We start from the raw sequence: 25699 nt of genomic DNA on the forward strand, positions 1-25699 counted from the left end.
GAAACGAGGCAGTCGTGACCCCACCCACACCCGAAGCGGCCGTCGCCGCCACCGGGCTGCGCAAGTCCTTCGGCGACCACGTCGTGCTGGAGGGCGTCGACCTGGACATTCCCGCGGGGACCGTCTTCTCCCTGCTGGGCCCCAACGGCGCCGGCAAGACCACCATCGTGAAGATCCTGTCCACCCTGATCGGCGCCGACGGCGGCCAGGCGCGCGTCCTCGGCCACGATCTGGACCGGGAGCCCGACGGTGTCCGCGCCGCGATCGGCGTCACCGGCCAGTACTCGGCGGTGGACGGCCTCCTCACCGGCGAGGAGAACCTGATGCTGATGGCCGACCTGCACCGCCTGGACCGCCGCCGCGGCCGGCGGCGCACCGCCGAACTGCTGGAGCACTTCGACCTGGTCGACGCGGCCAAGAAGCCCGCCACCACCTACTCCGGGGGCATGCGCCGCCGACTCGACCTGGCGATGACCCTGGTCGGCGAACCGCGCCTGATCTTCCTCGACGAGCCCACCACCGGACTGGACCCCCGCAGCCGCCGCGACATGTGGGAGATGATCCGCGGCCTCGTCTCCGGCGGCGTCACCGTCTTCCTCACCACCCAGTACCTGGAGGAGGCCGACCAGCTCGCCGACCGCATCGCGGTCCTCGACCGCGGCCGGCTCGTCGCCCAGGGCACGGCGGCCGAGCTGAAGCGCCGCATCCCCGGCGGCCACATCCGCCTGCACTTCGCCGCGGCCGACGCGCTGGAGTCGGCGGAGCGCGCACTCGGCGGTTCGCGCGACGACGACGCGCTGACGCTGCACGTCCCCGGTGACGGCGGTATCGGGTCGCTGCGCGCGCTCCTCGACCGCATCGACACCGCGTCGCTGCAGGTAGAGGAGCTGTCCGTGCACACCCCCGACCTCGACGACGTCTACCTGTCCCTCACCGGCCACCCTGCCGACGCCGGCGACGCCCGCAAGGAGGCCGCGCGATGAACACGCTCACCCGCGCCACCCGCGACTCGACCACGATGCTGGGCCGCCAACTGCGGCATATGCGGCGCTACCCCTCGATGACGGTGATGCTCGCCGGCATACCCGTCCTCCTCCTGCTGCTGTTCGTCTACGTCTTCGGCGGCACCATGACCGTCGGAGAGGGCGCCGGTTCCGGCTCCCGCGCCGACTACCTGCAGTACATCGTCCCCGGGATCGTACTGATGACGGTGGCCTCCGCGGCCCAGGGCACCGCCATCTCGGTGGCCACCGACATGACCGAAGGCATCGTCGCGCGGTTCCGCACCATGGACATCGCCCGCGTCTCGGTGCTGACCGGCCATGTCGTGGGCGCGCTCGTCCAAACCCTGATCAGCGTCGCGCTCGTGATCGGCGTGGCGGTGCTGATCGGATTCCGGCCGGACGCCACGGCGGCCGAGTGGCTCGCCGCCACCGGCCTGGTGCTGCTGGTCGCCTTCGCCCTCACCTGGGTGTCGGTGGCCCTCGGCCTGGTCGCCGACACCGTCGAGACCGCGAGTAACACACCCATGCCGCTGATGTTCCTGCCCTTTTTGAGCAGCGGCTTCGTGCCCACCGACACGTTGCCGGCCGGGCTGCGGTGGTTCGCCGAATACCAGCCCTTCACCCCCATCATCGAGACCCTGCGCGGCCTGCTGGTGGGTGGCGAGATCGGCGGCGACGCGGCACTCGCACTCGCCTGGTGCGCCGGTCTCGCCCTGGCCGCCTACCTCTGGGCGAAGCGGCTCTACAACCGCGACCCCGCTCGGTAGCCGCCTCGGCCCCGGCACCCGACGCCCCGGTAACCGCCGCCGCTCGGCGCGGTGCCGGGGCATACGGTCAGCGGGCGGCGCCCCGGTTCCTCGGGCCGCGCAGCATCCGCCTGCGGAGACGGCCGATCTTGCGGACACCGCGCCTGAGGAGCTCCCGGGCCAAGCGGCGCGCCGACACGTTGGGCAGCCGGTCCGGATCCCGGCGCCGGGCCTTCTCCGCGGCCTTGTCCGCTTTCTCCCGCGCAGCCGCGGCGGCCTTGCGCGCCGCAGCCGCGGCCTCCTTCTCGGCCGCCTTCTCCCGGCTCCTCTCCCGCCGCTCGACCTCGGCGAGCGTGCCGACCACCGCGTGGGCGGCGGCCTCGACCGGGATCGACCCGCCGTGCGACGGCGTGCCCACCCGGTTCTCCGGCACCGCGCCGAGCACCGCGAGATCGCCCATGGTCCGCAGCCCGAGCCCCGACAGCGTGGTCTGGGCCTCCGCGCCCAGCTTGGCGGCCCGCTCCATCGCCCAGGCCGGGGTGCGGATGACGGCGTCCTCGCGCGCGGGCCGGTAGTGGTACTTCAGGTGGGGAGCGAGACCGCGCCGGATGTAGCGGCCGTACAGCAGCTCCTCCAGCCCCTCGTCGAGGAACGCGCGGTTGAACCGGCGGAAGAACTCCGCCTCGGCGTAGGACAGCGAGCGGTTGGCCTGCGTCTCGTCGGGGGCGAGGAAGCCGTCGGGCAGATCGACGATCTCCTCGAAGCTGCGCAGCAGCATACCGGGGTCGGAGTCGTCCACCGCGATCACCGTGAGGTTCTGCGCGCCGACGATGTCCAGCCAGCGATTCACCAGCGCCGGGTGGTCGTGGCGCCGCCAGAAGGGGCGTACGGACTGCCCGGAGGGCGAGTGGTTGAACATGTCGTCCAGCCACTCCTCGTACGAGCGCCGCTGTCCGGCCTGGATGAACTGCTGCCACTGGGCCGGGAGGATCTTGGCCAGTGGGCGCAGGGTAACGATGACGTGCACGCGGGAGCCGCCGAGGTCCTCGACGATCCGGCGGGCCGCTTCGTCGTCGGCCATGCAGAAGAACTCGCTGCTGATGACCGGGCGCAGGCCGTCCGCCGCCTCGACCTCGTCGAGCAGCTCGCGCCAGTAGGAGTCGCGCCCGTGCGACGAGCCGAACATGGCGGGAAGCCCGGCGGCCTGCTGTGCCGCACCCGCGGGCTGGCGGTTTTCGCCGATGTAGACGAGGCCCTGTTCCCGCAGCCGAGGGCGGGCCAGGTGGAAAGCACCCTGGATGGCGGTCGTTCCGCTCTTGTGCGGACCGATGTGCAAAAACCGGGTGTCACCGGCGAGTCCGCCCATGCCTGACGCCATGACTGTTCCTTTTCCCCGGAAGATTCGGCAAATCGCAACAAATTAACCCAAGACTCCCCCTCCTGCAACCTCGCCGGGTGCCCGCTGCCACCGTCGTGCGGCGCCGTCGGGGTTCCGGACCGGCGGGAGCAGAGCCGGGGACAGTTGCCCACCGCACGGCGACGAGTCCCGGCCGCGGATCCGGCGCGCCGAGCAGGTGCAGGCTGCCACAGCACCGCAGGAGACCGACGCGGCCTTCGCGTCGCGCATCCCACCCGGCCCCGGGCTCCGCGACCGGCTCCAGGAGGGCGTCTACGCCGACCGCCGCGACTCGGTGAACTGACGCGCCGGGAGGACGAAACGGCAGAAACGCACCTGCGGCCAGCGAAACGGCGTTTCCGGATAGAATCCGGAAAAACCGTCTGCAGCGCCTCCGAACGCCTGTTTCCACACCTGCGGCGCGAATAGCATCCCCGAGCAACGCTGCGCATCCGCTCGAATATCCTGCTTTCCGACATTCCAGACTCATCTGATTCCCTGCCGACCGGAAAAACGATTCGTCGCCGGCCGCCAGCCGGATTGCATGCTATTCGACACACGCCTGTTTACCGCTGCCCGGCAACCCCGCATGCGATGCTGTGCGCAGGCCCACGAGGCTCGGATTCCGCAGAGTCGACAACTTCACCCCGTTCGATACGGGCATGTTCCCGAAGGCGATCCGGTGACGCGCCGGAAGGGGCCGAATCCGCATCCCGGCGCAACCGGCGTTCACACACGCACTGTTTTCGCAGGTGACCGCAGACGTCGGGGTCGAGGCACCGTCGACACACCGCCGTTCGGTGGGACGCCGAAGCTCCGCAGAACCGTCCGCCGCGAAAGCGAAGCGGAATCCGCCATTGCGAGCAACACGCCGGAAAAAGCGGACAGAGTCGACCGCACCGGCGCAATCCAATGCGAGGCAACGTGTTCAACAAACTGTTCATCAAGAATGCGATCCAGCGGAGTGCGGAGAACGGCGTGGACCGCCGCCGCCTGTTCCGGGCCGCGGGAGCGGCCGGGCTCGGCGTCGGCGCGGCCGGCCTGCTCGGTGCCGCACCCGCGTCGGCCCAGGGTGAGGAGAACGGCGGCCCCAGCGACGCGGCCATCCTCAACTTCGCCCTGAACCTGGAGTACCTGGAGGCGGAGTTCTACCTCAAGGCGGTCACCGGCTCGGGGCTGCCCGAAAGCAGCATCGGCGGCAAGGGCTACATCGGCGACGTGTCGGGCGGGCGCAAGGTTCCCTTCCAGACCAGGGCCATCCGCCAGTACGCCGAGGAGATCGCGGCCGACGAGCGGGCGCACGTGAACTTCCTGCGCAGCGCCCTGGGCAACGCCGCGGTGGCGCGTCCGCAGATCGACATCGACGCCGCCTTCACCGCCGCCGCCCAGGCCGCCGGCCTGATCCAGCCCGGGCAGGAGTTCGACGCCTACGCCAACGAGGAGAACTTCCTGCTGGCCGCCTACGTGTTCGAGGACGTCGGCGTGACCGCCTACAAGGGCGCCGCCCCGCTGGTGGACAACAAGACCTTCCTCGACGCCGCGGCCGGACTGCTGTCGGTCGAGGCGTACCACGCGGGCAACATCCGCACCCTGCTGTTCTCCAAGGGCCTGCGGGCGCCGTCGGTGGCCATCTCCGACGCGCGCGACAGCCTCGACGGCGCGAGTGACCTCGACCAGGGTGTGGTCGACTCCGAGGGCCGGGCCAACATCGTGCCCGCCGACGAGAACGCTCTGGCGTTCGGCCGCAGCGCCGCCCAGGTCCTCAACGTCGTCTACCTCACCCCGGAGCAGGCCACCTCCGGAGGGTTCTTCCCCGCCGGTGTGAACGGGCCGATCAACCAGAGCGGCGCCAACGCCTGATCCTGCTGTCACCTCCGTCGAGAGCGCCGGCCGACCGGTCCCGGTCGGCCGGCGGCGCCGCCCCGAGTGTGTCGGCGGAGGGGGAGGCCGGCGACGCGCCCCGCACGAGGCCCGAAAACAAACCCTCCGGACGCCCGGAGCGGTCACCGTCGAGGGTGGGGCTCCGTGCGGTTCCCGGAGGGTTCCGGACAGCCTGTCCGCGTCACTGCACGCCGGTCATCCGGGCGTAGGCCACGATGTTGTCCCGGTAGTGGCCGCTGTCTTCGTTGAAGGTCCCCCCGCAGGTCACCAGCCGCAGTTCGGCGCGGTTCTCGGTGGGGGCGTAGACCTTTCGGGTGGGGAACTCGGTCTTGGGGTACTGCTCGACGGAGTAGACGGAGAAGACGGCTGTCTTACCGTCCTCGCGGGGCACCCGCACCTCGTCGCCGCTGCTCAGATCGGCGAGCTTGTAGAACAGCGCGGGTCCGGACTCGGAGTCGACGTGGGCGCCCATCAGCGCCGGACCGAACTCGCCCGGGGTCGGGCCGCCGTCGTACCAGCCGACGGTCTGGTTGCCTTCCGGTACCTGGATCTCGCCGTTGTCCTGGGTACCGAGCGCGACCGTCTTCTCGGTGTCGACGCCGATCGCGGGGATCTTCAGGCCGCTCGGCGCCGAGCGCGGCAGGGTCTGGGTGCTCCCCTGCCCGGCGGCACCCGACTGTGCACCGGGCGAGGCCGCGGACGCCGAAGCGCTCGGGGCGCCGCCGGCGGCGGACGTCTGCCCGCATCCGGCGGCCAGTACCCCGAGCACGACGAGCGCCCCTGCGGCCGCCGCGGCGGTGAAACCGCGGCGGCCACTCGGCCGAGGACGTGGCTGATGCGCGTCTTCGGACATGGGGAGTGCTCCTCCTCGGTTCGTGCGCCCGATCAGCTGTTGTGGCTCAGGCGCCGGGCGACGACGAATCCGCCCGCGGCCGTGGCCGCCAGCACGCCGCCGAGACCGATCATGCCGGCGTCGGCCATGCCGCCCTTACCGGTCTCCATGCCGCCCTCGGGGCTCAGCGCCAGCTCGCCGCAGGCCGCCGGAGCGGTGGCCTCCAGCGGCAGCTCCTCGTTCAGCGGGCTCTTGGCGTCGCCGCTGTACTTGCCGTCGCCGTTGGCGTCGATCCCGTGGACGACGACCGAGGCGGCGCCGTCGCTGATGTTCTGGATGACGTCGTCGGACAGCTCGACGCTGCGCTCGTAGGTGTAGCCGGCGCCGCTGGGCATGCGCTCCACGGCCACGGCACTGTCGGCACCGGTGGCGCCCTCGGTGGTCAGCGAGACCTTGACGCCGCCGTAGGAGCTCTGGCCCTCGGGGGTAGAGACGATGCCGTCGCCGTTGTCGTCGTTCTCCATGGTCGGGCACACGCCCTGGCCGCCGATGTGGATGTGCTGAGCGTGCGGCGAGTCGGCGACCGCGCCGCTGACGTTCACCGTGATGTCGGCGGTGTTGCCTTCGACCTCGACCCAGGCCTGTCCGGTGGTTCCGGAGTCGTTGACCTGGCCGAGGTTGCTCTGGAAGGTCCATGTCTCCGCGGCGCTCGCGGGAGTGGCCGCGAACAGGCCCATCGAGAGGCCGAGCGGCAGAGCCATGGCGAGCGGTGCGAGCTTCCTGGTGTTCACAGTAGTTCCTTCCGTGCGCAGGGATCGCGTGTGGCCACACGCGTTCTTGAGGCGCCTGTCCTGCATTCGCACCTACGGAAGGGGGAGGTTTGGTGTGGATTGAAGAAGATTTTCTGCTTGTCCCTTTCGGGTGGTCACGCCCCTTCGGCGGGCCGCAACCCTCCAACGGCTCCGCCCCAGCTCGGGAATCGCCCGAATGCGGTCGGCGGAGGCCGTCGCCCGCACCTCAACCCGCCACCGGACCGCCGGTTCCGGTGACCAGCACCAGCAGCGGCAGGGCCGCGTTGTTGACGGCGTGGACGACTACCGCCGGCCAGATCGATCCGCTGCGGCGCATCAGCTCGGCGGCGACGATGCCGACCACGATCGCCGCGGGCAGGACGATGTTGATGCCGTGGAAGAGCCCGAAGACCACCGAACTGGACAGCACACCGACCACGGGCCCGTAGCGGAGCAGGGCGTTGGCCAGGACACCGCGAAAGAGGAACTCCTCGCCGATGGGCGTGAGCACGGCGAGGAAGGCGAACGTGAGGATCAAAGGCAGCACGCCGCCGCCGGCGGCGTCGTAGTACATGCCCTGGGGGTTGGAGTCGAACCCGGTCAGCGCCGTGATGGCGAGGATCACCGCCCCCTTGGCGGCCAGGGCGACGAGGCCTCCGGCCACGCCGGCGAGCATCCAGCGCCAAGAGGTGCGCTTCACCCCGAAAGCGCCGAGCGAGCGGATGCGCACCAGCGCGGCCGCGCCGAAGCCGACGAGGCCGGCGATCCCCGACCAGGCGGCCACGACCAGCCCGTAGGCAACGTCATTCAGCTCCAGCCCCCACGGGCCGAAGAACGGGAGCACGATCGTGGAGGCGACCAAGGCGAGCAGGCCGACCGCGATCTCGATCCAGCCCGGGCGCACCGGGGCGGCGGCAGCGGTGGTCGTTGCTGAAGTAGGCATACTCCCATTCCAGCCGCCGGCGCGCTCATCCGGCAGTGGCGCGGCGTCACAGCTTCGCCGTGACACCGGCACGGGCAGGGTGTGACGTGGTGTCACTGGTGGCGCGGCGGGTCGCGGACGATACTGGAGGCCGATCCCGCCTTCGACCCCGAGAGAGCCGCACGTGATGTCGGAGCAGGCCCAGGCGACGCAGGGACGGCTGCGCGCGCTCAACCTCAACATCGTCGCCGCGTCGCTCTCCGCCGTAGGGGCGCTGCTGGTGGCGATCGACGCCACGACCTGGCAGGAGGCGGCCGTGCTGGCTGTCGGGTTGGCGGCGGCCGTGCTGGCCGTCTCCCGGGGGACGGCCGATCGCATCCCGCGGGTCGCACTTCCCTGCCTGATCGTCACCGCGGCCGTGTGGGTCGTCGGAGTGCTGGTCACCGACAGCGGGACGGCGTCCTACGGCTTCGCCGCCGCGGGCAGCGTCGTCGCCTACCGGTTGACGCGCCACCGAGGCGCGGCGGTCGCTGGGATGGCCGCCTTCGCCGCCGCGGTGGTCGCGGCCAGGCTGGTGGCAACCACCGGGGACGTCCTCGACGTGCTGCTCCGCTACGTCCTCGTCTCCGCGGCCGTCGCCCTGGTAGCGGTCGTTCTGACGACCCTCAACCACGTGATCGTCGGCCTCACCGCGCAGCTTGAGCAATCACGGCAGCGGGAGGCGGAACTGGCCGTCGTCCGCGAACGCATGCGCTTCGCGAGCGACCTGCACGACATCCAGGGGCACACGCTGCATGTGGTGAAGCTGAAGACCGCGCTGGCTCGGAAGCTGCTGGGCAGTGACGCTGAACGGGCGGAGGAGGAGCTGCGGGAGGTATACGACCTGGTCGGCGACACCATCACCCGGACTCGGGAACTCGCTTATGCCCAGCGGCGGCTGAACCTGTCGGCGGAGCTGGCGAACGCGAAGAACCTGCTGGAGGCGGCGGGGATCGGGGTCCGCGTCGACCGCGACGCCGAGGCCGACCCGCGCGTCGACGAGCAGCTCGGCCAGGTCCTCCGGGAGAGCACGACCAACATCCTGCGGCACGCGCAGGCCGAGCAGGTGCACATCACACTGACGGAGGCGGGGATCACCATCGCCAACGACGGCGCACAGGAGGGTCCGCTGCCCGAGCTCCGCGGGCTCGCCACTCTCAAAGAGCGCATTACCGGCAGCGGAGGTGAGATGACGGTGGACCAGCGCAACGGGCGCTTCCGCACGGTCGTAGCGTTTCCGCGCATCGCCGCGGACGGGGACCGGCGGCCCGCCCCGGTGCGGGGAGGCGACCGATGACCACCGTGGTACTGGCCGACGACGAGGCACTGCTCCGCAAGGCGCTGGCGGCGCTGCTGCCCCTCGAAGGCGGGATCACCGTGCTCGCCGAGGCGGAAGACGGAGACTCGGCGGTTCAGGCCACGCTGCACCACGGGCCGGATGTGCTCGTCGTGGACCTGGAGATGCCCGGGGTGGACGGGCTCGGCGCCGTCGCGGCGATCCGCCGCGAGCGGCCCGACCAGGTGGTCCTCATGCTGACCCGCCATGCCAGGCCCGGTGTGCTGCGCAAGGCGCTGAAACTCGGCGTCCAGGGGTTCGTCAGCAAGTCGGCGGACCCGGCGCACATCGCCTCGGTCGTCGCCGCGCTGGCCGAGGGCGGGCGGTGGATCGACTCGGACGTCTCCGCACTCGCCGTCCTCGACGACTGTCCGCTCACCGACCGCGAGGCCGATGTGCTGCGGGAGACCCGCGAGGGCTACTCGGTCGCCGACATCGCCGCCCGGCTCCACCTGGCGGAGGGCACGGTGCGCAACTACCTCTCCAACACGATGCAGAAGACTCAGACGCGGACCCGGCACGAGGCCGCGCGGTACGCGCGCGACCGCGGTTGGCTGTAGCCGGCTTCCCGCATGACGCCGGTCTTTTGGCCACCGATACGGGAGGCGGCTTGGCGCCGGTAGACACGAGACCAGCGGAGCCGCGCGGGCGGGAACGCGGCTGCCCTCGTCTAACGCGCGGAAATCACCGAATCCGCAGGGCCCAACCCCCGCCCTCCTCGCCGCCGCTCCCCCATCACGACCACCCGCCACCCAGCAGACCAACAAGGTCGCAACAACGCCGCACAGCAAACCGGCGTTCTTAATCACGGCTTAGCGGCGCCGGAGCAGTCCGCGGACGCAGGCGGCCTGACCGACGTGCTGCAGGTCCTCGGCGACCACGCTGACCAGCCGGGCTCCCAGCGTCACCGGGGGTTCCCAGGAGGCGTCGAGGACCTCGTCCAAGGCGGCGGGGTCGAGACCCCGCAGGTACTCGAGCGTCTGCGCGTGGGTCGCGTCGTAGTACCCGGCCAGTTTTCCGGCCGAGTCCACGCGCACGGCCGCCACCTCGTCGGGGGTGTGTCCGAACCCGGTGTCGGCCGCCGGCAGGGACAGCCCGAACGCGTCCCGCCACCCCTGGGCGAGCCACACCTGCTCCATACCTGCGGCGTCGGCGATGTGGTCGTCCTGAACGCGGGTCATGTGCCAGATCAGCCAGGCGATCGGATTGCTGCCCTCGTCCACGCGGCCGTGCAGCTCGTCGGCGGAGACGCCGTCCAGCACGTCGTGGACCACGCCGCGAACCCGGTCGAAGCCGTCTTCCAGCACCGCTGTAGCGTCCATCGTTCTCCTCCGTTCCTCTCGTGTGCGCGTCGGCCGCCGGCCCCGGCCGCGGCCGATCCGCCGACCTGCGGATTCGGCGGCGGCACCGCCCGCGACACTTCCACTAACCAGGCGCGCCGCGGCGACGCGCACCGAGGTCCGAGGTCCGGCACCCGCGACACGAGGGAACACCGGCACCCTTCCCGCCATCGAGCGATCACTTAGCGTAGTGGCATGACCGTTCCGAACATCTCCTTGAACAACGGCGTCGAGATCCCGGCCATCGGATTCGGGGTGTTCCAGACACCGCCCGAGCAGACCGTCGCCGCCGTCGAGACCGCCCTGTCGACCGGCTACCGCCACGTCGACACCGCCGCCGCCTACGGCAACGAACGCGAAGTCGGCGAGGCGATCCGCCGCTCCGGGCTCGACCGCTCCGACGTCTTCATCGAGACCAAGATCTGGATCAGCGACTATGGCTACGACGACACCCTGCACGCCTTCGACAAGGGCGCGGGCAAGCTCGGCACCGACCACATCGACCTGCTGATCCTCCACCAGGCCGTGCCGGGCGAGTTCGACCGCACCGTAGCGGCCTACCAGGCGCTGGAGAAGCTGCTGGCCGACGGCAGGGTGCGCGCCATCGGGGTCAGCAACTTCATGCCCGACCACCTGCGGCGGCTCATGGCCGAAACCGATGTCGTGCCCGCGGTGAACCAGATCGAGGTGCACCCCTACTTCCGCCAGTCCGATGTGCTGGCCTTCGACACCGAGCACGGCATCTGCAACCAGGCGTGGTCGCCCATCGGCGGCATCACCTTCTACCGCGACGGCAGCAAGGGCTCCACCCTGGAGGACCCCGTCATCGGCGAGATCGCCGGAGCCCACGGCAAGACCGCCGCTCAGGTGATGCTGCGCTGGCACCTCCAGCAGAACCGGCAGGTCATCCCGAAGTCCGTGACACCCTCGCGCATCGCGGAGAACTTCGACGTCTTCGACTTCCAGCTGAGTGCCGACCAGCTCGCCGCGATCGACCGGCTCGACACCGGCGTGCGCGGCGGCCCGGCACCCGAGGACGTCACCCGGGAGAACTTCTGGCTGGACGTCCCGGAGGCCTGACCCGTGGGGGCGCCCGGCCGAGTGGGCGAACGGGTCGGCGGCCCCGCTGAGGACGGCGTTTCACACCCCGGTGGGCGTCTGCACCCCGCGGTCGGGCGGCCGCCCGCATTCGACGGGCGGCGTGACCGCGTCCAACCGCAGTGGGCCGGGGAACCGGACCTGGGAGGACGTGCGCGGCCGCAGCGTCACGACCACAGCGGCACGCGCCCGCCGCGGGCGGCGTGCCGCCGCCACCGCGACACCGGCGGCGGGGACCAGGGCGGCCGCGGCCGCGGTCACCCATACCGTCGCCGCGACCAACGGCGCCACGAGCGTGATCAGTCCGATGACGATCGCCGGCAGCCCGGCACCCAGATAGAAGGCGACGTGCAGCGCACCGGTGACGGCGCCGCGCTGTTCCGCGGGCACGGCCTCCTCGACGGCGGCCGCCGCGCCGCCGTAGGCCCACCCGTGCCCGGTCCCGGCCACGATCGCCGCGAGCAGGGTGATCGCCGTCGAGCCGCCCGCACTCCACGCGAGCAGGGCCAGGCTGGCGAGAACTGCGGCGAGCCCGGCCGACTGGGCGGCGGGGGCGCCCACCGCGGGCACGAGCCGCTGGCTGAGCACGGAGCAGATCAGCACGGTGCCCAGCACCCCGCCGATCACCGCCAGGTCGGCCCCTCCGGCGCGGCCGAGGAGTATCGGGATGACCGACAGGAACAGCCCGGCGGCCGTCCAGGCCAGGAACCCGGTCGCGGCGGCGGCGCAGAACACCGGCCGCATCGCGGCGGGGACCTCCGGGCGCGTGGGCCGCCACCGCACCGGGCGCGCTCCCCTCGGCGCGTCGAGTGCCGCGACCAGCCGCCACCCCGCCCACAGCAGCGCCAGGTGCAGCAGGAAGGGCAGCGTGTGCGGGGCCGGAGCGTACTCGGCCAGCACTCCGCCGGCGATCGGACCGGCGGCGGTGCCGGCCACGAACGCCGTACTGGCCGCCACACTCGCCCGCCGACCGCCCGGCGTGCGCTCCCGCGCACTGATCAGGACGCCGGCCGCGCTGGTCGCGGCTCCCAGCGCGAGCCCCTGGGCGGCCCGGCCGGCGATCAGCCACGCCGGTCCGGCGGCCAGTGCGAAGCAGGCCGATCCCGCGGCGGCCGCGGCGAGGCTGAGCCGGAGCACCGCCTTGGGCCCGAGCGCGTCCGAGGCGGGTCCGAACAGCAGCAGGGCCGGTGCGCTGACCAGAGCGAACGTCGCGTAGGTCAGCGTCATGACGAGGTCGTCGGCGCCGAACGCCTGCTGGTAACCCGCATAGAGGGGGCTCGGCAGGTAGGCGCCGGCGGTCAGCACGACCAGCAGGTACACCCCGGTGCGCACTTCGCGGGTGGCGCCGGTTCCGGCGCGGCGGCTGATGGCGGGAACGCCGTTCTCGGCGGCGCCCGAACGCTTCGTCGTCATCACGCTTTCAGTGTGAACCGGCGAAACCCCTGGAGAGAAGCAAACGTTTTTCGGGCCAATCGTGCAGAATTTTTGCATGATCGATCCGAAGCTGAAGGTCCTGCAGATGGTCGCCCGGTACGGCACGGTCACCGCCGCGGCGGAGGCGCTGCACTACACGCCTTCGGCGGTCTCGTACCAGCTGCGCCAACTGGCCGAGGAACTCGGCGTGGACCTGCTGGCCCCTGCGGGGCGGGGCGTCGTGCTGACCGCGGCCGCGCGCGTCGTCCTGCGCCACGCCGACACCCTGCACGCCCAGGCCGAGCGCGCCTACGCCGAGCTGGCCTCGGCCGTCGGGGAGCCGACGGGCCTGTTCACGCTGTGCGGCTTCTCCACCGCGGCCACCCACCTGCTGCCCCCGGCGGCGGCCGACCTGCGCGATCGCTACCCCCAGGCGCGCATCCGGGTGATGGAGGCCGAACCCGCGCCCTGCTTCGACCTGCTGCTGTCCGGCGACGCCGACCTCGCGCTGGTGATCAACACCGCCGGCACCCCCTCGACCGGCGACGAGCGCTTCGACCAGCAGCCCCTCCTCGACGACCCGCTGGACCTGGTGGTGCCCGAGGGCCACCGGTTGACGCGGTTGCCGCGGGTGGCTCTGGCCGACGCCGCCGAGGAGGAGTGGATCGTCGGCAACGAGGGCGGCACCTACCACCAGTTGGTGACGACCGCGTGCATGACCGCGGGTTTCACCCCCAACATCGCCCACTACGCCGACGAGTGGGAGACCGGTACGGCCCTGGTGGGCCTGGGTTTCGGCATCATCCTGGTACCGCGGCTCGCTCGGATCAACGACTGGTCGGTGGTGCGCATCCCGCTGCGCGGCGAACCGGCTCCCGCCCGGCGCATCATGGCCGCGACCCGCCTGGGCCGCCGCGACCATCCCGTGATCGCCTCGGCACTGGCCGCCATCGGCTCGACCGCGGCGACACTGCAACCGTCGTCGCGAGCGGCTTGAGCCCCGGCCGGGCTCACGGGTCTACATTCGATGCCGGAAGGAGCCGGAGCGCTGTGGAGGCGCGCCCGCCCACGGCGGCGGCCCGTAGTCGGGAGCTTCGGCCCCGGGCCCGACCGCGACCGCAACCCGTCCACCGAGGAGGCCGCGTGCTGATCCTGCGCTCGATACTGCTGTTCGCCCTCGCCGCACTGTTCGAGATCGGCGGGGCCTGGCTGGTGTGGCAGGGCGTGCGCGAACACCGGGGACTGCTCTGGATCGGGGCGGGCGTGATCGCGCTGGGACTGTACGGGTTCGTGGCCACCTTGCAGCCCGACGCGCACTTCGGGCGGATCTTGGCCGCCTACGGAGGGGTGTTCGTCGCCGGATCGCTGGCCTGGGGGATGGTCGTCGACGGCTTCCGGCCCGACCGATTCGACGTCCTGGGGGCGCTGATCTGCCTGGTCGGCGTCGGCGTGATCATGTACGCCCCCCGAGGGGGCTGAGTACCGGCGGCGACCGCCGGCGCCGGAACCCGCCGCGTCCCGGCGCGCCCGCGGTGGGCCGCTAAAAACCGTGTTCAAGAAGTTATGTCGCAGGGCAGCGCGGCGATCGTGCCCGTATGACGAAATCCAGCGGCGTTCATTGGGAATTTCGCCACGATCGCCACGGACGACTCCGGGACATTGCACATAGCGGGCGCAGGGACTCAGAGGCGCCGCGCGGCCTCCGGCCGGTTCAGGCCCGGTCACAACACGGCGGCACCCAGCCGGCGAACCGGTGTCTGTATGTCCGGTATGCCGGTTCATTCGGCGTTGATCTTGCCCGTTCAGCCACGGGAAAGCGCTTTCCGTAGCTAGAAGTACTAAATCTTCGGGAAAAGCCACGCCGAGAGTGTCACTGGGGTTAGGTTCGACGCCGAATCCAGCTTCACAGACAGATTCGGCGCGGGTCCGATCACCTGCTGCGCACCCCTGGTGGCGAACGACCCGGATCCGGGTGGATCTGCGCGCTGGGTGATCCTCAACGCCCCGGGCCGCTGCCTCGCCGCCCCGCTGGCCGCCGCCGGCGAGCACCCAACCCGGTGGGCACGGGCGCAGCCCACCGCCGTCCTCGCCGCCGCATTCCAGTCAAGTCCACCCGTCGCCCGGCAGACCATCAAGGCCGCGTAGTAGACCGGAGCCGCCTTCATCGGCCGCCGCCACCGGCGAGCACCCGATCCGACGACGGCAGGCCCCGCCCCCGCCGCCCTCGGCGCCGCTTTTCCCTAAGACCACCCATCCATCCGGCAGACGAACAAGGCCGCACAGCAGACCGGCGTTCTTGATTACGGCCTAGCCAGGCGTTCCACGGCGGCGAGGACGACGGCGCGGTCCTGCGGTTCGGTGTCCAGGGCGCGGTGGATGGTCAGGCCCTCGATCAGTGCGTCGATCAGCCGCGCCGTCGTCGGGTCGAAGTGGCGCTCCAGCGCGGCGCGGCTGCTGCGCATCCACCCGTTGGTGAGGTCGCGGTAGGCCGGGTCGCGGGCCGCGAGGGTGTAGAGCTCGTGGGTCAGGACGAGGCCGCGGCGGGTGTCGAACACGTCGTCGGTGATGATCGCGACGACGGCCCGCTTGGCCTCCTCGGCATTGGGAGCCGCGGCCATGCGGTGCTCGAACCGTTCGACGACCGACCCGGCGAAGTGGGCGAAGGCGGCGTGCAGCAGGTCGCCCATGCCGGTGAAGTGGTAGGTCATCGAGCCCAGCGGCACATCGGCGGCCGCGGCGACGCGGCGGTGGGAGGTTCCGGCCACGCCGTGTTCGGCGATGACGTCCAGGCAGGCGCGGACGATCCGCTCGCGCCGGCCGGGGTCGTGGCGGCGCCGGCGGCCGCGGGCGGCCGCCGGCTCCTCAGCCGCCGGGCTCGCCGATGCCCGTGTCGGCTCGGATGCCGGGTCGCTCATGCCCGCTCAGATCTCCCGGGCGACGCGGGCGGGATTGCCCACGGCGACGACGCCGGCGGGGATGTCGCGGGTGACCACCGATCCCGCGCCGATGACGGAGTCGTCGCCGATCGTGACACCGGGGCAGAGGATGGCGCCGCCGCCGAGCCAGACGTTGTCGCCGACGGTGATCGGTTTCGCGGCCTCCAGCTTGTCGCGGCGGGGCTGCGGCTCGATCGGATGGGTCGGGGTCAGCAGTTGCACGCTGGGGCCGATCTGGCAGTCCGCGCCGATCGTGATCGGGGCCACGTCGAGCGCCGTGAGGTTGTGGTTGGCGAAGGTGCGCGCGCCGACGGTGATGTGGTCGCCGTAGTCCACGAACAGCGGCGGCTTGATCAGCGCGTCCTCGCCGAGGTCGCCGATCAGCTCGGCGAGCCGGGACCGGGCATCGGCATCGCCGTCCACGAACGCCCGGTAGTAGCGGTCGGCCAGCCGTACGGCGCGGCGGGCGCGAGCTTCGTTGTCCGGGTCGTCGGCGATGTGGAGATCGCCGGCGAGCATCCGCTCCCGGTTCGTGCGCGGATCACCGGCGAAGTAGTCGACACCCATGCGTACGATCGTACCGAATCAATGTGTACGGTCGTACGCATGTCTGTCGATGTGCACACCCGGCCCGGCCCAGCCGACCAGCGGGCCCGGGCCGCGGTCGCGGCGCTGTTCCTGACAAACGGGGCGCTGTTCGCCAACCTCCTCCCGCGATTCCCGGAGATCAAAGCCGACCTCGGCATGGAGAACGCGGTCTACGGGTTCACGGTCGCGGCGTTCCCGGCGGGCGCGATCGCCGCCGGACTGGCCGCGGCGGCGCTGATCCGCCGGTGGGGTTCGGCCCGGGCCGCTGTCGCGGGCACGCTGCTGACCGGTCTCGGCCTCTTCGCCGCGGGGCTCGCGCCGTCCGCCGCGGCGTTCGCGGCGGCGCTTCTGGTCGCGGGGGCGATGGACGCCATCACCGATGTCGCGCAGAACGCCCACGGCCTGCGCGTCCAGCGCCGCTACGGCCGCTCCATCATCAACTCCTTCCACGCGCTCTGGTCCGTCGGGGGCGTCCTGGGCGGCTCGATGGCCGCCGCTGCTATCGCCCTGGAGGTGCCGATCGGGGTCCATCTCGGCGCGTCCGCCGCGCTCTTCGCGGGCGTCTCCCTCGTCGCGCTGCGGTTCTGCCTGCCCGGCCGCGACGACGAACCCGCAACCGCGGCGGAGCCGGGCACCGACGCGCGCCCCGCGCCGCCGCGCCTCTCGCGAGCGCGGATCGTGTTCGTTGTCACCGCCCTGGTCGTGATCGCGATGGCGGGCACGATCGTGGAGGACGCGGGCAACTCCTGGGCGACGCTCTACCTGTCGGACTCCCTCCAGGCGCCCGCCGCGCTGGCGGCGACGGGTTACATCGCCCTCGTCGGCGCGCAGTTCGTCGGCAGGCTCCTCGGCGACCGCGCCGTGGACCGGTTCGGCCAGCGCACGGTCGCGCGCACCGGCGGCCTGATCGTCGCGGTGGGCATGGGCCTGGCCCTGGCGCTGCCGAACGTCGCCGGCACGATCGCCGGCTTCGCCGCCGCCGGCTTCGGCGTGGCCACCCTGGTCCCCGCCGCGATGCACGAGGCCGACGAACTGCCCGGCCTGCGTCCGGGAACGGGATTGACGATCGTCTCCTGGCTCATGCGCCTGGGCTTCCTGCTGTCCCCACCCGTCGTCGGCCTGGTCTCCGACGCCGCCGGACTCCGCGCCGGCCTCCTCATAGCCCGATCGCCGGCGCCCTCGTCGTCACCCTCGCCGGCGTCCTCCACCCGAGGCGAGCCCGAGAGGTCGGGAGGGCCGACACGTGAGCCGTGGAGGGCGCCGACCGCAGGCGTGACGATCGCGGCGAGCGGCGGTGGTCGTCGGTGCCGTGGTCGCTGATGGGCCGATGGTCGGCAGATCAGGGGCCGGCGTGCGGGTGGCTGAGGCACTCCGTGGTGAAGTCGGCCCAGGTGATCATGGGGCCGGTGTAGGAGGCGCGGGGCTCGCGGCGGAGGCCGGTGACGGGCTCGGGTACCGAGTCCGCGTCCATGGCACTGCTGATGCTGGTGTAGCCGCGTTCGGCGTAGCCCGGGCCGTCCTCGGCGGGTAGGCGGCCCCATTCCTTGCTCAGCGCGGCGGCGAGGAACAGTCCCCGGCCGCCGGTGCTCTCGGGGTCGGGCAGCAGGACGCGCGCGGCGGTGCGCGGCCGGTCGGAGCGGGGGCCCTGGTCGACCACTTCCAGGTGGATGACGCCGTACACCAGGCCGACCAGGCTGGCGAACACCTCGCCGTCACGCTCGCCGGACGCGGTGTGGGTTACGGCGTTGGCGAAGAACTCGCCGAAGACCAGTTCCACGGCGTCGGCCGCGTCGGGGAACGGCCGCAGCAGGGCCCGCGCCCACATCCGGGCCTCGCGGCACTGTTCGCGCAGGCCCGGGAACGTGCGTGCGGCGCTGAGGGTGTAGAGGCCGGTCGCACTGGTGCTGTCGGGCCTGTCGGGGCGGTCGCGGCCGTCGGGAGGCTCGTCGCGGGCGCCCATCACGCCACCGCCGGAAGGTGAGCGCGCGAGCCGCGCGGGCGCGGACGGCGATCCATCAGGCTGGTCACCGCAGTTTTCGCCCCGCCGAGAAACCGGGCGGCCAGATCGGGCCGATCGGCGGTCACCTGGTTCTCCTTCCCCCAGATGAACCACCACGTGCCGCCGTACTCCACGGCCAGAACCGCGACCCGTCGGCCATCACGGACGGTGTATAGGACGGGGTGATCGGTGGAGGAGTGAGCGATGAGCGCGGGAGCGCCGATGCGGTGAAGTTCGGCGGCGAGGTCGGTGAGGAGGGTGCGGCGGCGCGAACCGGGTGTAGGCGCGTACGTACCGATAGTGGTAATCGAGGACACGGTGAACCTCCAATGGATTCCCGAAATCACTGATGACACAGGGTGTGTAGTGCCACACTCAGAGCATGGCATGCAACGCGCGTTAGTGCAACGTTTCATTTAGGAACGTTGCACACAACCAGCTAGACTGCTGCTGAAGCTGGCAAGGAGGACAACGTGAGCACACCCCGCATCGAGACGTTTCGCGGTCGACAGCTCCGGAAGGAGTTGCACCGCCTGCGCGAGGAAGCGGGCTTCTCCACCGACGAGGTCGCTGAGAAGCTCGACTGGTCCAAGGCCAAGATCTCCCGCATCGAGACAGGCAAGTCGCGCGTAACGCCCAGTGATGTCCGTCTGCTCGTCGAGACATACGCGATCAAGGATGAGCGCGAGCGAGAAGCCCTTGTCACCCTCGCCCGCGAAGCAAGACGCAAGGGCTGGTGGCATAACTATCCGGGCGTCTTCGCAAGCACCTACGTGGGTCTGGAAGCCGAGGCGACCTCACTGCGGACTTACGAGACCCAACTCGTCCCGGGCCTGATGCAGACGGAGCGGTACATGCGGGCACTGATACGGGCTGCCCATGCCGAGATGGCGGTGGACGAGACCGAGCAGCGAGTAAGCGCTCGAAAGGAACGCAAGGAGCTTCTTCGCCAAGAGGAACCGACTCGGTTGTGGGTGATCCTGGACGAAGCGGTCCTGCGTCGCCCTGTGGGAGGCCCAGAGGTCATGCGGGAGCAACTGGCTCACCTCATCGAACTGAGCGAGCTTCCACAAGTCCACCTACAGGTCTTGCGGTTCGAGGCTGGCGCCCACGCGTCCATGGGTGTGTCCTTCACCATCTTGGATACGCCGTCGGCCAACAACACTGGGGTGGTCTTCGTGGAGCACCTCAGCGGGCACCTCTATTTGGATGATGAGCCCGATTACGGCCGGTATACCCTGGCGTTTGAACACCTGCGAGCGAAGGCCGGAGATCCTGACGACACCGTCGCCCTGATCGAGCGGTTGAGGAGCGATTTTCAGCAATGACCAAGGGAGGCGCTGGATGGCCGCGCTAAATCCACCTCACGAGTGGCACAAGAGTAGCTACAGCCAACCAGCGGGCGACAACTGCGTCGAGTGCGCCAGCGCAAGCTGGTCCACCTCCAGCTATAGCACCAACAGTGCCAACTGCGTCGAATGCACCAGCGCGACATGGGCGAAGTCCAGCTACAGCACGGCTCAGGGGCAAGACTGCGTCGAGTACACCCCTCTCCCCACCTCCATCGCCGTCCGGGACTCCAAGCACCCAGACGCAGGCCATCTCGACTTCCCCGGGTCCGGCTGGGCTGCCTTCCTCGGTGCGGTGAAGGACGCCGCCCTCGACGTCTGATCCCGCGCGCAGCAGAACCCGGCCCGCCGCGTCGGCCCCCGGCGGCCCGGGTCCGCTGGGCGGCCTTGTTGGTCTGCCGGGTGTCGGGCGGCCTGCGGAAAAGCAGCAGCGAGGACGGCAGTGGGCCGGGCCCGCGCCCACCGCACCGGGTGCCCGCCGGTGGCGCGCCCAGCGGAGGGCGGCGACGGCGTCGGGGCCGGCGAGACCCTCGCGTGTCCGTTAAGACGCAGGGCGGCGGAACGATCGTGGCGCTATGACGAAATCCACCGGCGTTCTTCGGGACTTTCACCACGACCACCGGCGGCAGATCCCGCCACTTCGGGTGCCGCCGCCCCGATGGGCTCATCGAACGCGTGGTTTTCGTCAGATAACGGCCCGGATCCGGTGATTTCCGCGCGTTGGATGCACCGACCGGACCGCGGCGGACCAGTGCCGCCCGCCACACGCGCCACCGGCGAGCACCCGGCCCGATGGGCGCGGGCCCGACCCCGCTGTCACCGTCGCCGCCGCTGTTCCGTGCAGGCAGCCCGCCTCCCGGCAGACCGCAAGACCGCCCAGCGGACCCGAGCCGCCCGCCACACGCGCCACCGGCGAGCACCGGAACCGACGACCGCAGGCCCGACCCCGCTGTCACCGTCGCCGCCGCTGTTCCGTGCAGGCAGCCCGCCTCCCGGCAGACCGCAAGACCGCCCAGCGGACCCGAGCCGCCGCCACCGCAGGGCCGGTCCCAGAAGTACCCAACGCCCTCGCCGCCGTCTCGACATCCCAGATTCGCGGCGAGGGCGCTCCCGCCTCCGCCCTATCCGCTCAGCCGGGCAGCTCCGCCTCGATGAGGTCGGCAGCATGCGACGTGCCCGAAGCCTGGAGCCGGGCGCTGATCTCGGCCAGGCGCCCGGCGGTCTCCGGGTCGGATGTCAGTTCCAGCAGCGTGGAGCGCAGCACCTCGGCGGTGGCGTCGGCGGTGTCGATGCGGCGGGCGACGCCCAACTCCTGCAAGCGGTCGGCGTTGTCGAACTGGTCGACGGCCTGCGGCACCGCGATCATCGGCGTCCCGGTGTACAGCCCCTCGCCGGACCCGCCCATCCCCGCGTGCGTCACGAACGCGTCGGCCCGGTGCAGCACGGACAACTGCGGCACCCAGGAGTGGACCTCGACGTTGTCCGGGATCTCGCCCAGCTCGGCAGGGTCGACGAACTTGCCGACCTGGAGCACCACGTGCCACCCCGGCAGGTCGCCGAAGGCCCGCAGGCACTCGCGGTAGAAGGCGGGCCGGTTGGTGTAGGCGGAGCCCAGGGACACCAGCAACACCTTCTCCGCGTCCCGCGTGACTTCCGCTCCCTCGGGCCGCGTCCATTCGCCCTGGTCGGCGCGGTCACCCAGGCACGGGCCGACGAAGGTGACCGTGTCGGCGACGGTGTCGGCGAACGGCTGCATCTCGCGCGGCACCATCGCCAGGGCGCGGGCGGGCTTGCCCGCGAAGGAGGTGTGGTCGAGTTCGTGGACCCCGTTCTCCGCCAGCCAGGCGTCGAACTTGGCGAAGTGCTCGTCGGCGCCCGGCTGCGCGCGCAGCCAGCCCATGACCGTCTCGTCGTAGTCGGCCCAGGCGACATAGCTGGGCGAGAGCTGCACAGCCGGGATGCCCCAGTTGATCCCCAGGACACGGGCGCTGTAGCCGCCGATGTCGTAGAGGAACACGTCGGGGCGGTCGTGCTCATAGGCGGCGCGGATGGTGGGCAGGCTGCTGATGGCGTCGTCGAGGAAGATGTCCATCCCCTTGACGGGATCGTCGGTCCACTCCCCGTCCTCGGTGGGCAGGGTGGTGGTGAACGGGACCAGCTCGGCGCCGGTGTCGGTGATCAGGTCGGACATAACGGGATCGTTCGCATAGGTGACGCGGTGGCCGCGCCACACCAGTTCCCGGATGATCTCCAGGCTGGGCAGCACGTGGCTGACGGCGGGGACGCCGACCATGGCGATATGGGCACGACGGTTCAAGGGACTTCTCCAGATTCAGCGGCTGTCGGTCAGGGGCTGCGGGTAGGACTCACCGGCACCGCGCCCCGGGCGGGACGGGTGCTCCACGCGGCGCGCGCCGGGCTTCTCAGCCGTAGATCTGGTGGAAGTACATACGGAAACGCTAGCCGTTGCCGTCCGGCGGCGCATGCGAATTTCGGCGGGGTGTGGACGAGCGACCTCGCGTCCGGTCCGCCGAGCGCCCGACGCATGTGGTCGCAGCCCGACCGCAGCCCGACCGTTGACCTCAAGCAAAGTTGAGGGAATAGCTTCGGCGCCATGGACACTACGGCGAAGACATCCGGAACAGCCGAGGACGAGCGCTCGATCCGGGACCTGGTCGCCCAATCCGAACGGTTGCAGAACGATGCGGCGGCGCTGCCCCGCCTGCACACCGACGAGGCGGTGATCGTGAACATCGCCGGGCGCCGCCTCTTCGGTAGGCGGGCGTTCGCCGAGGCGATGGGCGCGGCCGTGGCCTCCCCGCTCGGCGATGTGCGGACCCGCCTGGAGGTCGTGGACATCCGCTTCGCGGCGGACGACGTGGCTCTCGTCAGCTGCGTCAAGCGCGTTCACGACGGCCGGTCCGGCGCGGAGGAGGTGGACGCGCTTCCGTCATCCGGGGCGCTCACCTATGTGCTGACCAGGGACGACGACTCGTGGCGGATCGCGCTCGCGCAGACGACCCCCGTCCGGCACGCCGGCGGTGACTCGTAGCGGGCGCTGCGCGGCCGCCGGTCCGCGATCGGGCCGGTGGGCTGCGCCGGTGGTCAGCCGGCGCTCGTGCCACTCGACCACCTCGGGCAGCGCGGACGGCCGCCGGAAAGTTGGGGAGACGTCGCGCTTGGCCATGCCCGGCCTCTCCCCGTGCGGTGCCTGTGGACGGACTTGCCGGGGCTTCGGCGGGGTCGTTGAATGGTCTGGACACCGCCGTCCCCGCCCGCTCCGGGCGCCCGTAGGAAGCAGGACCATGTCCTCGGAGACCCCCGCAACGCCCGATGCGCCCGCCCCCGGGCTCGACACCTCCATCCCGCACAACGCCCGCATCTGGAACTACTGGCTCGGCGGCAAGGACAACTACGCCGCCGACCGCGAGATGGGCGAGCAGATCCGCTCGTTCTTCCCCGAGATCGTCGACAACGCGGTAGCCGACCGCGGCTTCCTCGCGCGCAGCGTCGACCACCTCGCGCGGGAGCGGGGCGTGCGCCAGTTTCTCGACATCGGCACGGGACTGCCGACCCGCAACAACACCCACGAGGTCGCCCAGGCCGCGGCCCCCGAGGCGCGCGTGGTTTACGTCGACAACGACCCGCTCGTGCTCGTGCACGCCCGCGCCCTGCTCACCAGCACCCAGGAGGGCGCCACCGACTACATCGGCGCCGACCTGCGCGACCCCGAGACGATCCTGGCGGCCGCCGGCAGGACCCTGGACCTGGCGCAGCCGGTGGCCCTGATGCTGCTGGGTGTGGTCAACTTCGTCGCCGACGACGCCGAGGTCCGCTCCATCCTGGACCGGCTGCTGGGCGCGCTGGCCCCGGGCAGCTACCTCGTGGTCTCCCACCCCACCGACGACCTCGACCCGGAACGCGCCCACCAGGTGGCCGCGGCGTGGAACGAACGGGGCACGCCCAAGCTCACGATCCGCTCTGCGGCACGAATCGAGGCGCTGTTCGACGGCCTGGAACCGCTGGAGCCGGGCGTGGTCTCGTGCTCGCTGTGGCGCCCGGGAACGATCGATGCCGACCGGATCAGCCCGGTCGCCGAGTACGGCGGCGTGGCCCGGAAGGGCTGACCCGAGGCCCCGCCCCCGTCCGCGCGGCTGCGGCGTTCAGGCGGCGGGTGTCCGGGCGATGTAGACGGTGTTGGCGGCGTCGCGCTCCTGCAGCGGGTTGGGGAAGGTGACGACCTCGGCGCGCACCCCGGTGAAAACCTCGCCCAGCTCGGCCGAGAACGCCTCGTCCGGGGGATCGTTGGACCACAGGGCGAAGACCCCGCCCGGGTGCAGGAAGCGCCTCAGGCGGCGCAGGCCCGCCGCCCGGTAGAACTCGGCGTGGCCTTCGCGGAGCAGGTGGCCCGGCGAGTGGTCGATGTCCACGAGCACCGCGTGGAAGCGGCGGCCGGCGGACAGGGGGTCGAGGCCCTCTTCGGAGTCGGCCATGGCGAAGAAGTCGCCCTGGACGAACCGGCACCGCGGGTCGGCCGTCAACTGCGGACCGGCGGGGATCAGCCCGCGCTCGTGCCACTCGATCACCTCGGGCAGCGCTTCGACGACCACCGTCGAGGCCACCCCCGGATGATCGAGGACCGCCCGCGCCGTGTACCCCAGCCCGAGGCCGCCCACCGCGACGTCGGCACGCTCATCGTGCGGCGTCTCGGCGAGGGCGAGTCGGGCCATCTCCACCTCGGCCACGGTGAACAGGCTCGACATGAGGAACTCGTCGCCGAGCTTGATCTCGTGCACGTCGGCGGCGCAGACCGGATCCCACCGGCGGCGCAGCACAAGCTCGCCCATCGGAGTCGGGCGCCAGTCCAGTTCCTCGAAGCGCAGCCCCATCGGGTCGTCCTCCCTTGCCGTCGACTGCCGCCGCCCGGTTTCGACCGCGTCCGTCATCCGCGCAGTCGGCGGGCCGCGGCGGTCCCCGCACCCCCACACTGGCATGCCTGCGGCCGACGCCGGACCCGATCGCGCCGATAACCGGCGGAACAGGGCGTCCGAGCGGATGGTGGCCGCCTACGATTCCTTGCGGCGAGCCGGCGCGGCCGCACCTGCCGCGGCTTCCTGCGCGGCCAGGAAGGCCGATCGCGGACGGAAAACGACCGCGATTCCCCGTAACTTCGTTGCCACGTCGAAAGGAGAGAACCCATGACCATCCTCGTGACCGGCGCCACCGGCAACGTCGGGCGCCCTCTCGTCGGACAGCTGCTGGCCGACGGGCACCGCGTGCGCGCGCTGACGCGCAATCCCGCCACGGCGGGCCTACCGGACGGCGCCGAGGTCGTCGCCGGTGATCTGGCGGACACCGCGTCCCTGAGCGAGATGTTCACCGGAGTCACGGCGGCGCACCTGATCAGCTTCGCCGGAGACGACTACGCGCCACTGGACAACGGCGGAGCGATCGTGGAGCTGGCACAGCGGGCGGGGACGCGCAGGGTCAGTGTGCTCAAGGGCGACACGGACAAGACCGACCTGGATCTGGCCGTCGAGGCGAGCGACCTGGAGTGGGCGGCCCTCGCGCCGGTGGAGTTCATGTCCAACACCCTCGAATGGGCCGACGCCGTGCGCGAAACGGGCGTCGTGCGCGACGGCTTCGCCAGGATGAAGAGCGCGATGGTGCACGACGCGGATGTGGCCGCGGTCGCGGCCGCCGTCCTCACGGGTGCGGGCCATGCCGGCCGCGAGTACTGGCTGACCGGGCCGCAGGCGCTGACCCCGCCGGAGAAGGTGCGGGTGATCGGCGAGGCCCTCGGGCGCGACGTGCGATTCGCGGAGCTCAGCCAGGACGAGATGGTCGCGCGGTGGCGCGAGCAGGGATTCGGCGACTCCGACATCGAGTTCTTCCTGTGGATGCGCGCCGACCCGCCGGAGGCCGGCTACACGGTCCTGCCCACAGTGGAGGAGGTCACCGGCCGCCCGGCTCGCGACTTCACCCGATGGGTGCGAGAGAACGCGGCCGCGTTCGGCGGATGAGGGCGC

At 71.3% G+C, this 25699-nt stretch carries 28 protein-coding genes; 16 read left to right on the plus strand and 12 right to left on the minus strand.

Annotated elements, in window-relative coordinates; genetic code table 11:
* The first annotated feature begins 14 nt into the window (after nucleotides 1-14).
* Nucleotides 15-983 (plus strand): ATP-binding cassette domain-containing protein, encoded by a 969-nt coding sequence (locus tag EKD16_RS21970; RefSeq protein ID WP_131100990.1) that lies wholly within the window; start codon nucleotides 15-17, stop codon nucleotides 981-983.
* A complete protein-coding gene (locus EKD16_RS21975) occupies nucleotides 980-1771 on the plus strand; it encodes an ABC transporter permease (protein WP_131100993.1) in 792 nt (263 codons plus the stop codon). The genes EKD16_RS21970 and EKD16_RS21975 overlap by 4 nt, the downstream gene beginning before the upstream one ends.
* Nucleotides 1772-1838: 67 nt before the next feature.
* On the opposite strand, the gene EKD16_RS21980 is transcribed toward EKD16_RS21975, so the two are convergent.
* Complete coding sequence (locus EKD16_RS21980) at nucleotides 1839-3128, minus strand: hypothetical protein (RefSeq protein WP_131100995.1); 1290 nt, start codon at nucleotides 3126-3128, stop codon at nucleotides 1839-1841.
* A gap of 196 nt (nucleotides 3129-3324) precedes the next feature.
* Between EKD16_RS21980 and EKD16_RS26405 the strand changes: the two genes are divergently transcribed.
* Complete coding sequence (locus EKD16_RS26405) at nucleotides 3325-3450, plus strand: hypothetical protein (RefSeq protein ID WP_278248905.1); 126 nt, start codon at nucleotides 3325-3327, stop codon at nucleotides 3448-3450.
* A 620-nt stretch (nucleotides 3451-4070) separates the two neighbouring features.
* Nucleotides 4071-5006 (plus strand): ferritin-like domain-containing protein, encoded by a 936-nt coding sequence (locus EKD16_RS21985; protein ID WP_131100997.1) that lies wholly within the window; start codon nucleotides 4071-4073, stop codon nucleotides 5004-5006.
* 202 nt (nucleotides 5007-5208) lie between these two features.
* Here the strand turns inward: EKD16_RS21985 and EKD16_RS21990 are convergent, their stop codons facing one another.
* From EKD16_RS21990 to EKD16_RS22000, 3 genes are all read right to left on the minus strand, one after another.
* On the minus strand, nucleotides 5209-5880 hold the full coding sequence (locus tag EKD16_RS21990; RefSeq protein ID WP_131100999.1) for a class F sortase: 672 nt from the start codon (nucleotides 5878-5880) through the stop codon (nucleotides 5209-5211).
* A 32-nt stretch (nucleotides 5881-5912) separates the two neighbouring features.
* Nucleotides 5913-6650: a CHRD domain-containing protein gene (locus EKD16_RS21995; RefSeq protein WP_131101001.1), complete on the minus strand. Its 738-nt coding sequence runs from the start codon at nucleotides 6648-6650 to the stop codon at nucleotides 5913-5915.
* A gap of 226 nt (nucleotides 6651-6876) precedes the next feature.
* Complete coding sequence (locus EKD16_RS22000) at nucleotides 6877-7593, minus strand: CPBP family intramembrane glutamic endopeptidase (RefSeq protein WP_131101003.1); 717 nt, start codon at nucleotides 7591-7593, stop codon at nucleotides 6877-6879.
* Between the two features lie 166 nt (nucleotides 7594-7759).
* Here EKD16_RS22000 and EKD16_RS22005 point away from each other — a divergent pair, with 166 nt between their 5' ends.
* Nucleotides 7760-8908: a sensor histidine kinase gene (locus tag EKD16_RS22005; RefSeq protein ID WP_131101005.1), complete on the plus strand. Its 1149-nt coding sequence runs from the start codon at nucleotides 7760-7762 to the stop codon at nucleotides 8906-8908.
* Nucleotides 8905-9507 (plus strand): response regulator transcription factor, encoded by a 603-nt coding sequence (locus EKD16_RS22010; protein ID WP_131101007.1) that lies wholly within the window; start codon nucleotides 8905-8907, stop codon nucleotides 9505-9507. The genes EKD16_RS22005 and EKD16_RS22010 overlap by 4 nt, the downstream gene beginning before the upstream one ends.
* A gap of 252 nt (nucleotides 9508-9759) precedes the next feature.
* Here EKD16_RS22010 and EKD16_RS22015 read toward each other — a convergent pair whose 3' ends face one another.
* Nucleotides 9760-10269, minus strand: a complete 510-nt coding sequence (locus EKD16_RS22015) for a mycothiol transferase (protein ID WP_131101009.1) — start codon at nucleotides 10267-10269, stop codon at nucleotides 9760-9762.
* Nucleotides 10270-10482: 213 nt separating this feature from the next.
* Between EKD16_RS22015 and EKD16_RS22020 the strand changes: the two genes are divergently transcribed.
* A complete protein-coding gene (locus tag EKD16_RS22020) occupies nucleotides 10483-11367 on the plus strand; it encodes an aldo/keto reductase (RefSeq protein WP_131101011.1) in 885 nt (294 codons plus the stop codon).
* 60 nt (nucleotides 11368-11427) lie between these two features.
* Here the strand turns inward: EKD16_RS22020 and EKD16_RS22025 are convergent, their stop codons facing one another.
* A complete protein-coding gene (locus tag EKD16_RS22025) occupies nucleotides 11428-12798 on the minus strand; it encodes an MFS transporter (RefSeq protein ID WP_131102864.1) in 1371 nt (456 codons plus the stop codon).
* A 76-nt stretch (nucleotides 12799-12874) separates the two neighbouring features.
* Between EKD16_RS22025 and EKD16_RS22030 the strand changes: the two genes are divergently transcribed.
* From EKD16_RS22030 to EKD16_RS22040, 3 genes are all read left to right on the plus strand, one after another.
* Nucleotides 12875-13795: a LysR substrate-binding domain-containing protein gene (locus EKD16_RS22030; RefSeq protein WP_131101012.1), complete on the plus strand. Its 921-nt coding sequence runs from the start codon at nucleotides 12875-12877 to the stop codon at nucleotides 13793-13795.
* A 146-nt stretch (nucleotides 13796-13941) separates the two neighbouring features.
* On the plus strand, nucleotides 13942-14277 hold the full coding sequence (locus EKD16_RS22035; protein ID WP_131101015.1) for a YnfA family protein: 336 nt from the start codon (nucleotides 13942-13944) through the stop codon (nucleotides 14275-14277).
* A gap of 471 nt (nucleotides 14278-14748) precedes the next feature.
* Nucleotides 14749-14943: a hypothetical protein gene (locus tag EKD16_RS22040; protein ID WP_131101017.1), complete on the plus strand. Its 195-nt coding sequence runs from the start codon at nucleotides 14749-14751 to the stop codon at nucleotides 14941-14943.
* A gap of 155 nt (nucleotides 14944-15098) precedes the next feature.
* Here EKD16_RS22040 and EKD16_RS22045 read toward each other — a convergent pair whose 3' ends face one another.
* Nucleotides 15099-15713, minus strand: a complete 615-nt coding sequence (locus EKD16_RS22045) for a TetR/AcrR family transcriptional regulator (protein ID WP_131101019.1) — start codon at nucleotides 15711-15713, stop codon at nucleotides 15099-15101.
* A gap of 6 nt (nucleotides 15714-15719) precedes the next feature.
* A complete protein-coding gene (locus EKD16_RS22050; RefSeq protein ID WP_131101021.1) occupies nucleotides 15720-16301 on the minus strand; it encodes a sugar O-acetyltransferase in 582 nt (193 codons plus the stop codon).
* A 39-nt stretch (nucleotides 16302-16340) separates the two neighbouring features.
* Between EKD16_RS22050 and EKD16_RS22055 the strand changes: the two genes are divergently transcribed.
* Nucleotides 16341-17642, plus strand: a complete 1302-nt coding sequence (locus tag EKD16_RS22055; RefSeq protein ID WP_242677113.1) for an MFS transporter — start codon at nucleotides 16341-16343, stop codon at nucleotides 17640-17642.
* Nucleotides 17643-17661: 19 nt separating this feature from the next.
* On the opposite strand, the gene EKD16_RS22060 is transcribed toward EKD16_RS22055, so the two are convergent.
* Nucleotides 17662-18282, minus strand: coding sequence for an ATP-binding protein (locus tag EKD16_RS22060; protein ID WP_131101023.1), 621 nt, complete (start codon nucleotides 18280-18282; stop codon nucleotides 17662-17664).
* Complete coding sequence (locus EKD16_RS22065) at nucleotides 18282-18668, minus strand: hypothetical protein (protein ID WP_131101025.1); 387 nt, start codon at nucleotides 18666-18668, stop codon at nucleotides 18282-18284. Before EKD16_RS22065 ends, EKD16_RS22060 begins: the two co-directional genes overlap by 1 nt.
* Before the next feature lie 126 nt (nucleotides 18669-18794).
* On the opposite strand from EKD16_RS22065, the gene EKD16_RS22070 reads away from it, so the two are divergent.
* The gene (locus EKD16_RS22070) at nucleotides 18795-19649 is read left to right on the plus strand and encodes a helix-turn-helix domain-containing protein (protein ID WP_131101027.1); all 855 of its coding nucleotides are present in this window, start codon (nucleotides 18795-18797) and stop codon (nucleotides 19647-19649) included.
* 16 nt (nucleotides 19650-19665) lie between these two features.
* On the plus strand, nucleotides 19666-19992 hold the full coding sequence (locus EKD16_RS22075; protein WP_131101029.1) for a DUF397 domain-containing protein: 327 nt from the start codon (nucleotides 19666-19668) through the stop codon (nucleotides 19990-19992).
* A gap of 807 nt (nucleotides 19993-20799) precedes the next feature.
* Here EKD16_RS22075 and EKD16_RS22080 read toward each other — a convergent pair.
* Nucleotides 20800-21963: a macrolide family glycosyltransferase gene (locus EKD16_RS22080; RefSeq protein ID WP_207391622.1), complete on the minus strand. Its 1164-nt coding sequence runs from the start codon at nucleotides 21961-21963 to the stop codon at nucleotides 20800-20802.
* Between the two features lie 321 nt (nucleotides 21964-22284).
* On the opposite strand from EKD16_RS22080, the gene EKD16_RS22085 reads away from it, so the two are divergent.
* On the plus strand, nucleotides 22285-22722 hold the full coding sequence (locus EKD16_RS22085) for an SgcJ/EcaC family oxidoreductase (RefSeq protein WP_131101033.1): 438 nt from the start codon (nucleotides 22285-22287) through the stop codon (nucleotides 22720-22722).
* A gap of 253 nt (nucleotides 22723-22975) precedes the next feature.
* The gene (locus EKD16_RS22090; RefSeq protein WP_131101035.1) at nucleotides 22976-23797 is read left to right on the plus strand and encodes an SAM-dependent methyltransferase; all 822 of its coding nucleotides are present in this window, start codon (nucleotides 22976-22978) and stop codon (nucleotides 23795-23797) included.
* Nucleotides 23798-23833: 36 nt separating this feature from the next.
* Here the strand turns inward: EKD16_RS22090 and EKD16_RS22095 are convergent, their stop codons facing one another.
* Nucleotides 23834-24559, minus strand: a complete 726-nt coding sequence (locus tag EKD16_RS22095; protein ID WP_131102865.1) for a polyamine aminopropyltransferase — start codon at nucleotides 24557-24559, stop codon at nucleotides 23834-23836.
* Between the two features lie 309 nt (nucleotides 24560-24868).
* On the opposite strand from EKD16_RS22095, the gene EKD16_RS22100 reads away from it, so the two are divergent.
* Complete coding sequence (locus tag EKD16_RS22100) at nucleotides 24869-25693, plus strand: SDR family oxidoreductase (protein WP_131101037.1); 825 nt, start codon at nucleotides 24869-24871, stop codon at nucleotides 25691-25693.
* Nucleotides 25694-25699: the final 6 nt, after the last annotated feature.

Origin of the sequence: Streptomonospora litoralis, assembly GCF_004323735.1 — a bacterium.
Lineage (GTDB): Bacteria > Actinomycetota > Actinomycetes > Streptosporangiales > Streptosporangiaceae > Streptomonospora > Streptomonospora litoralis.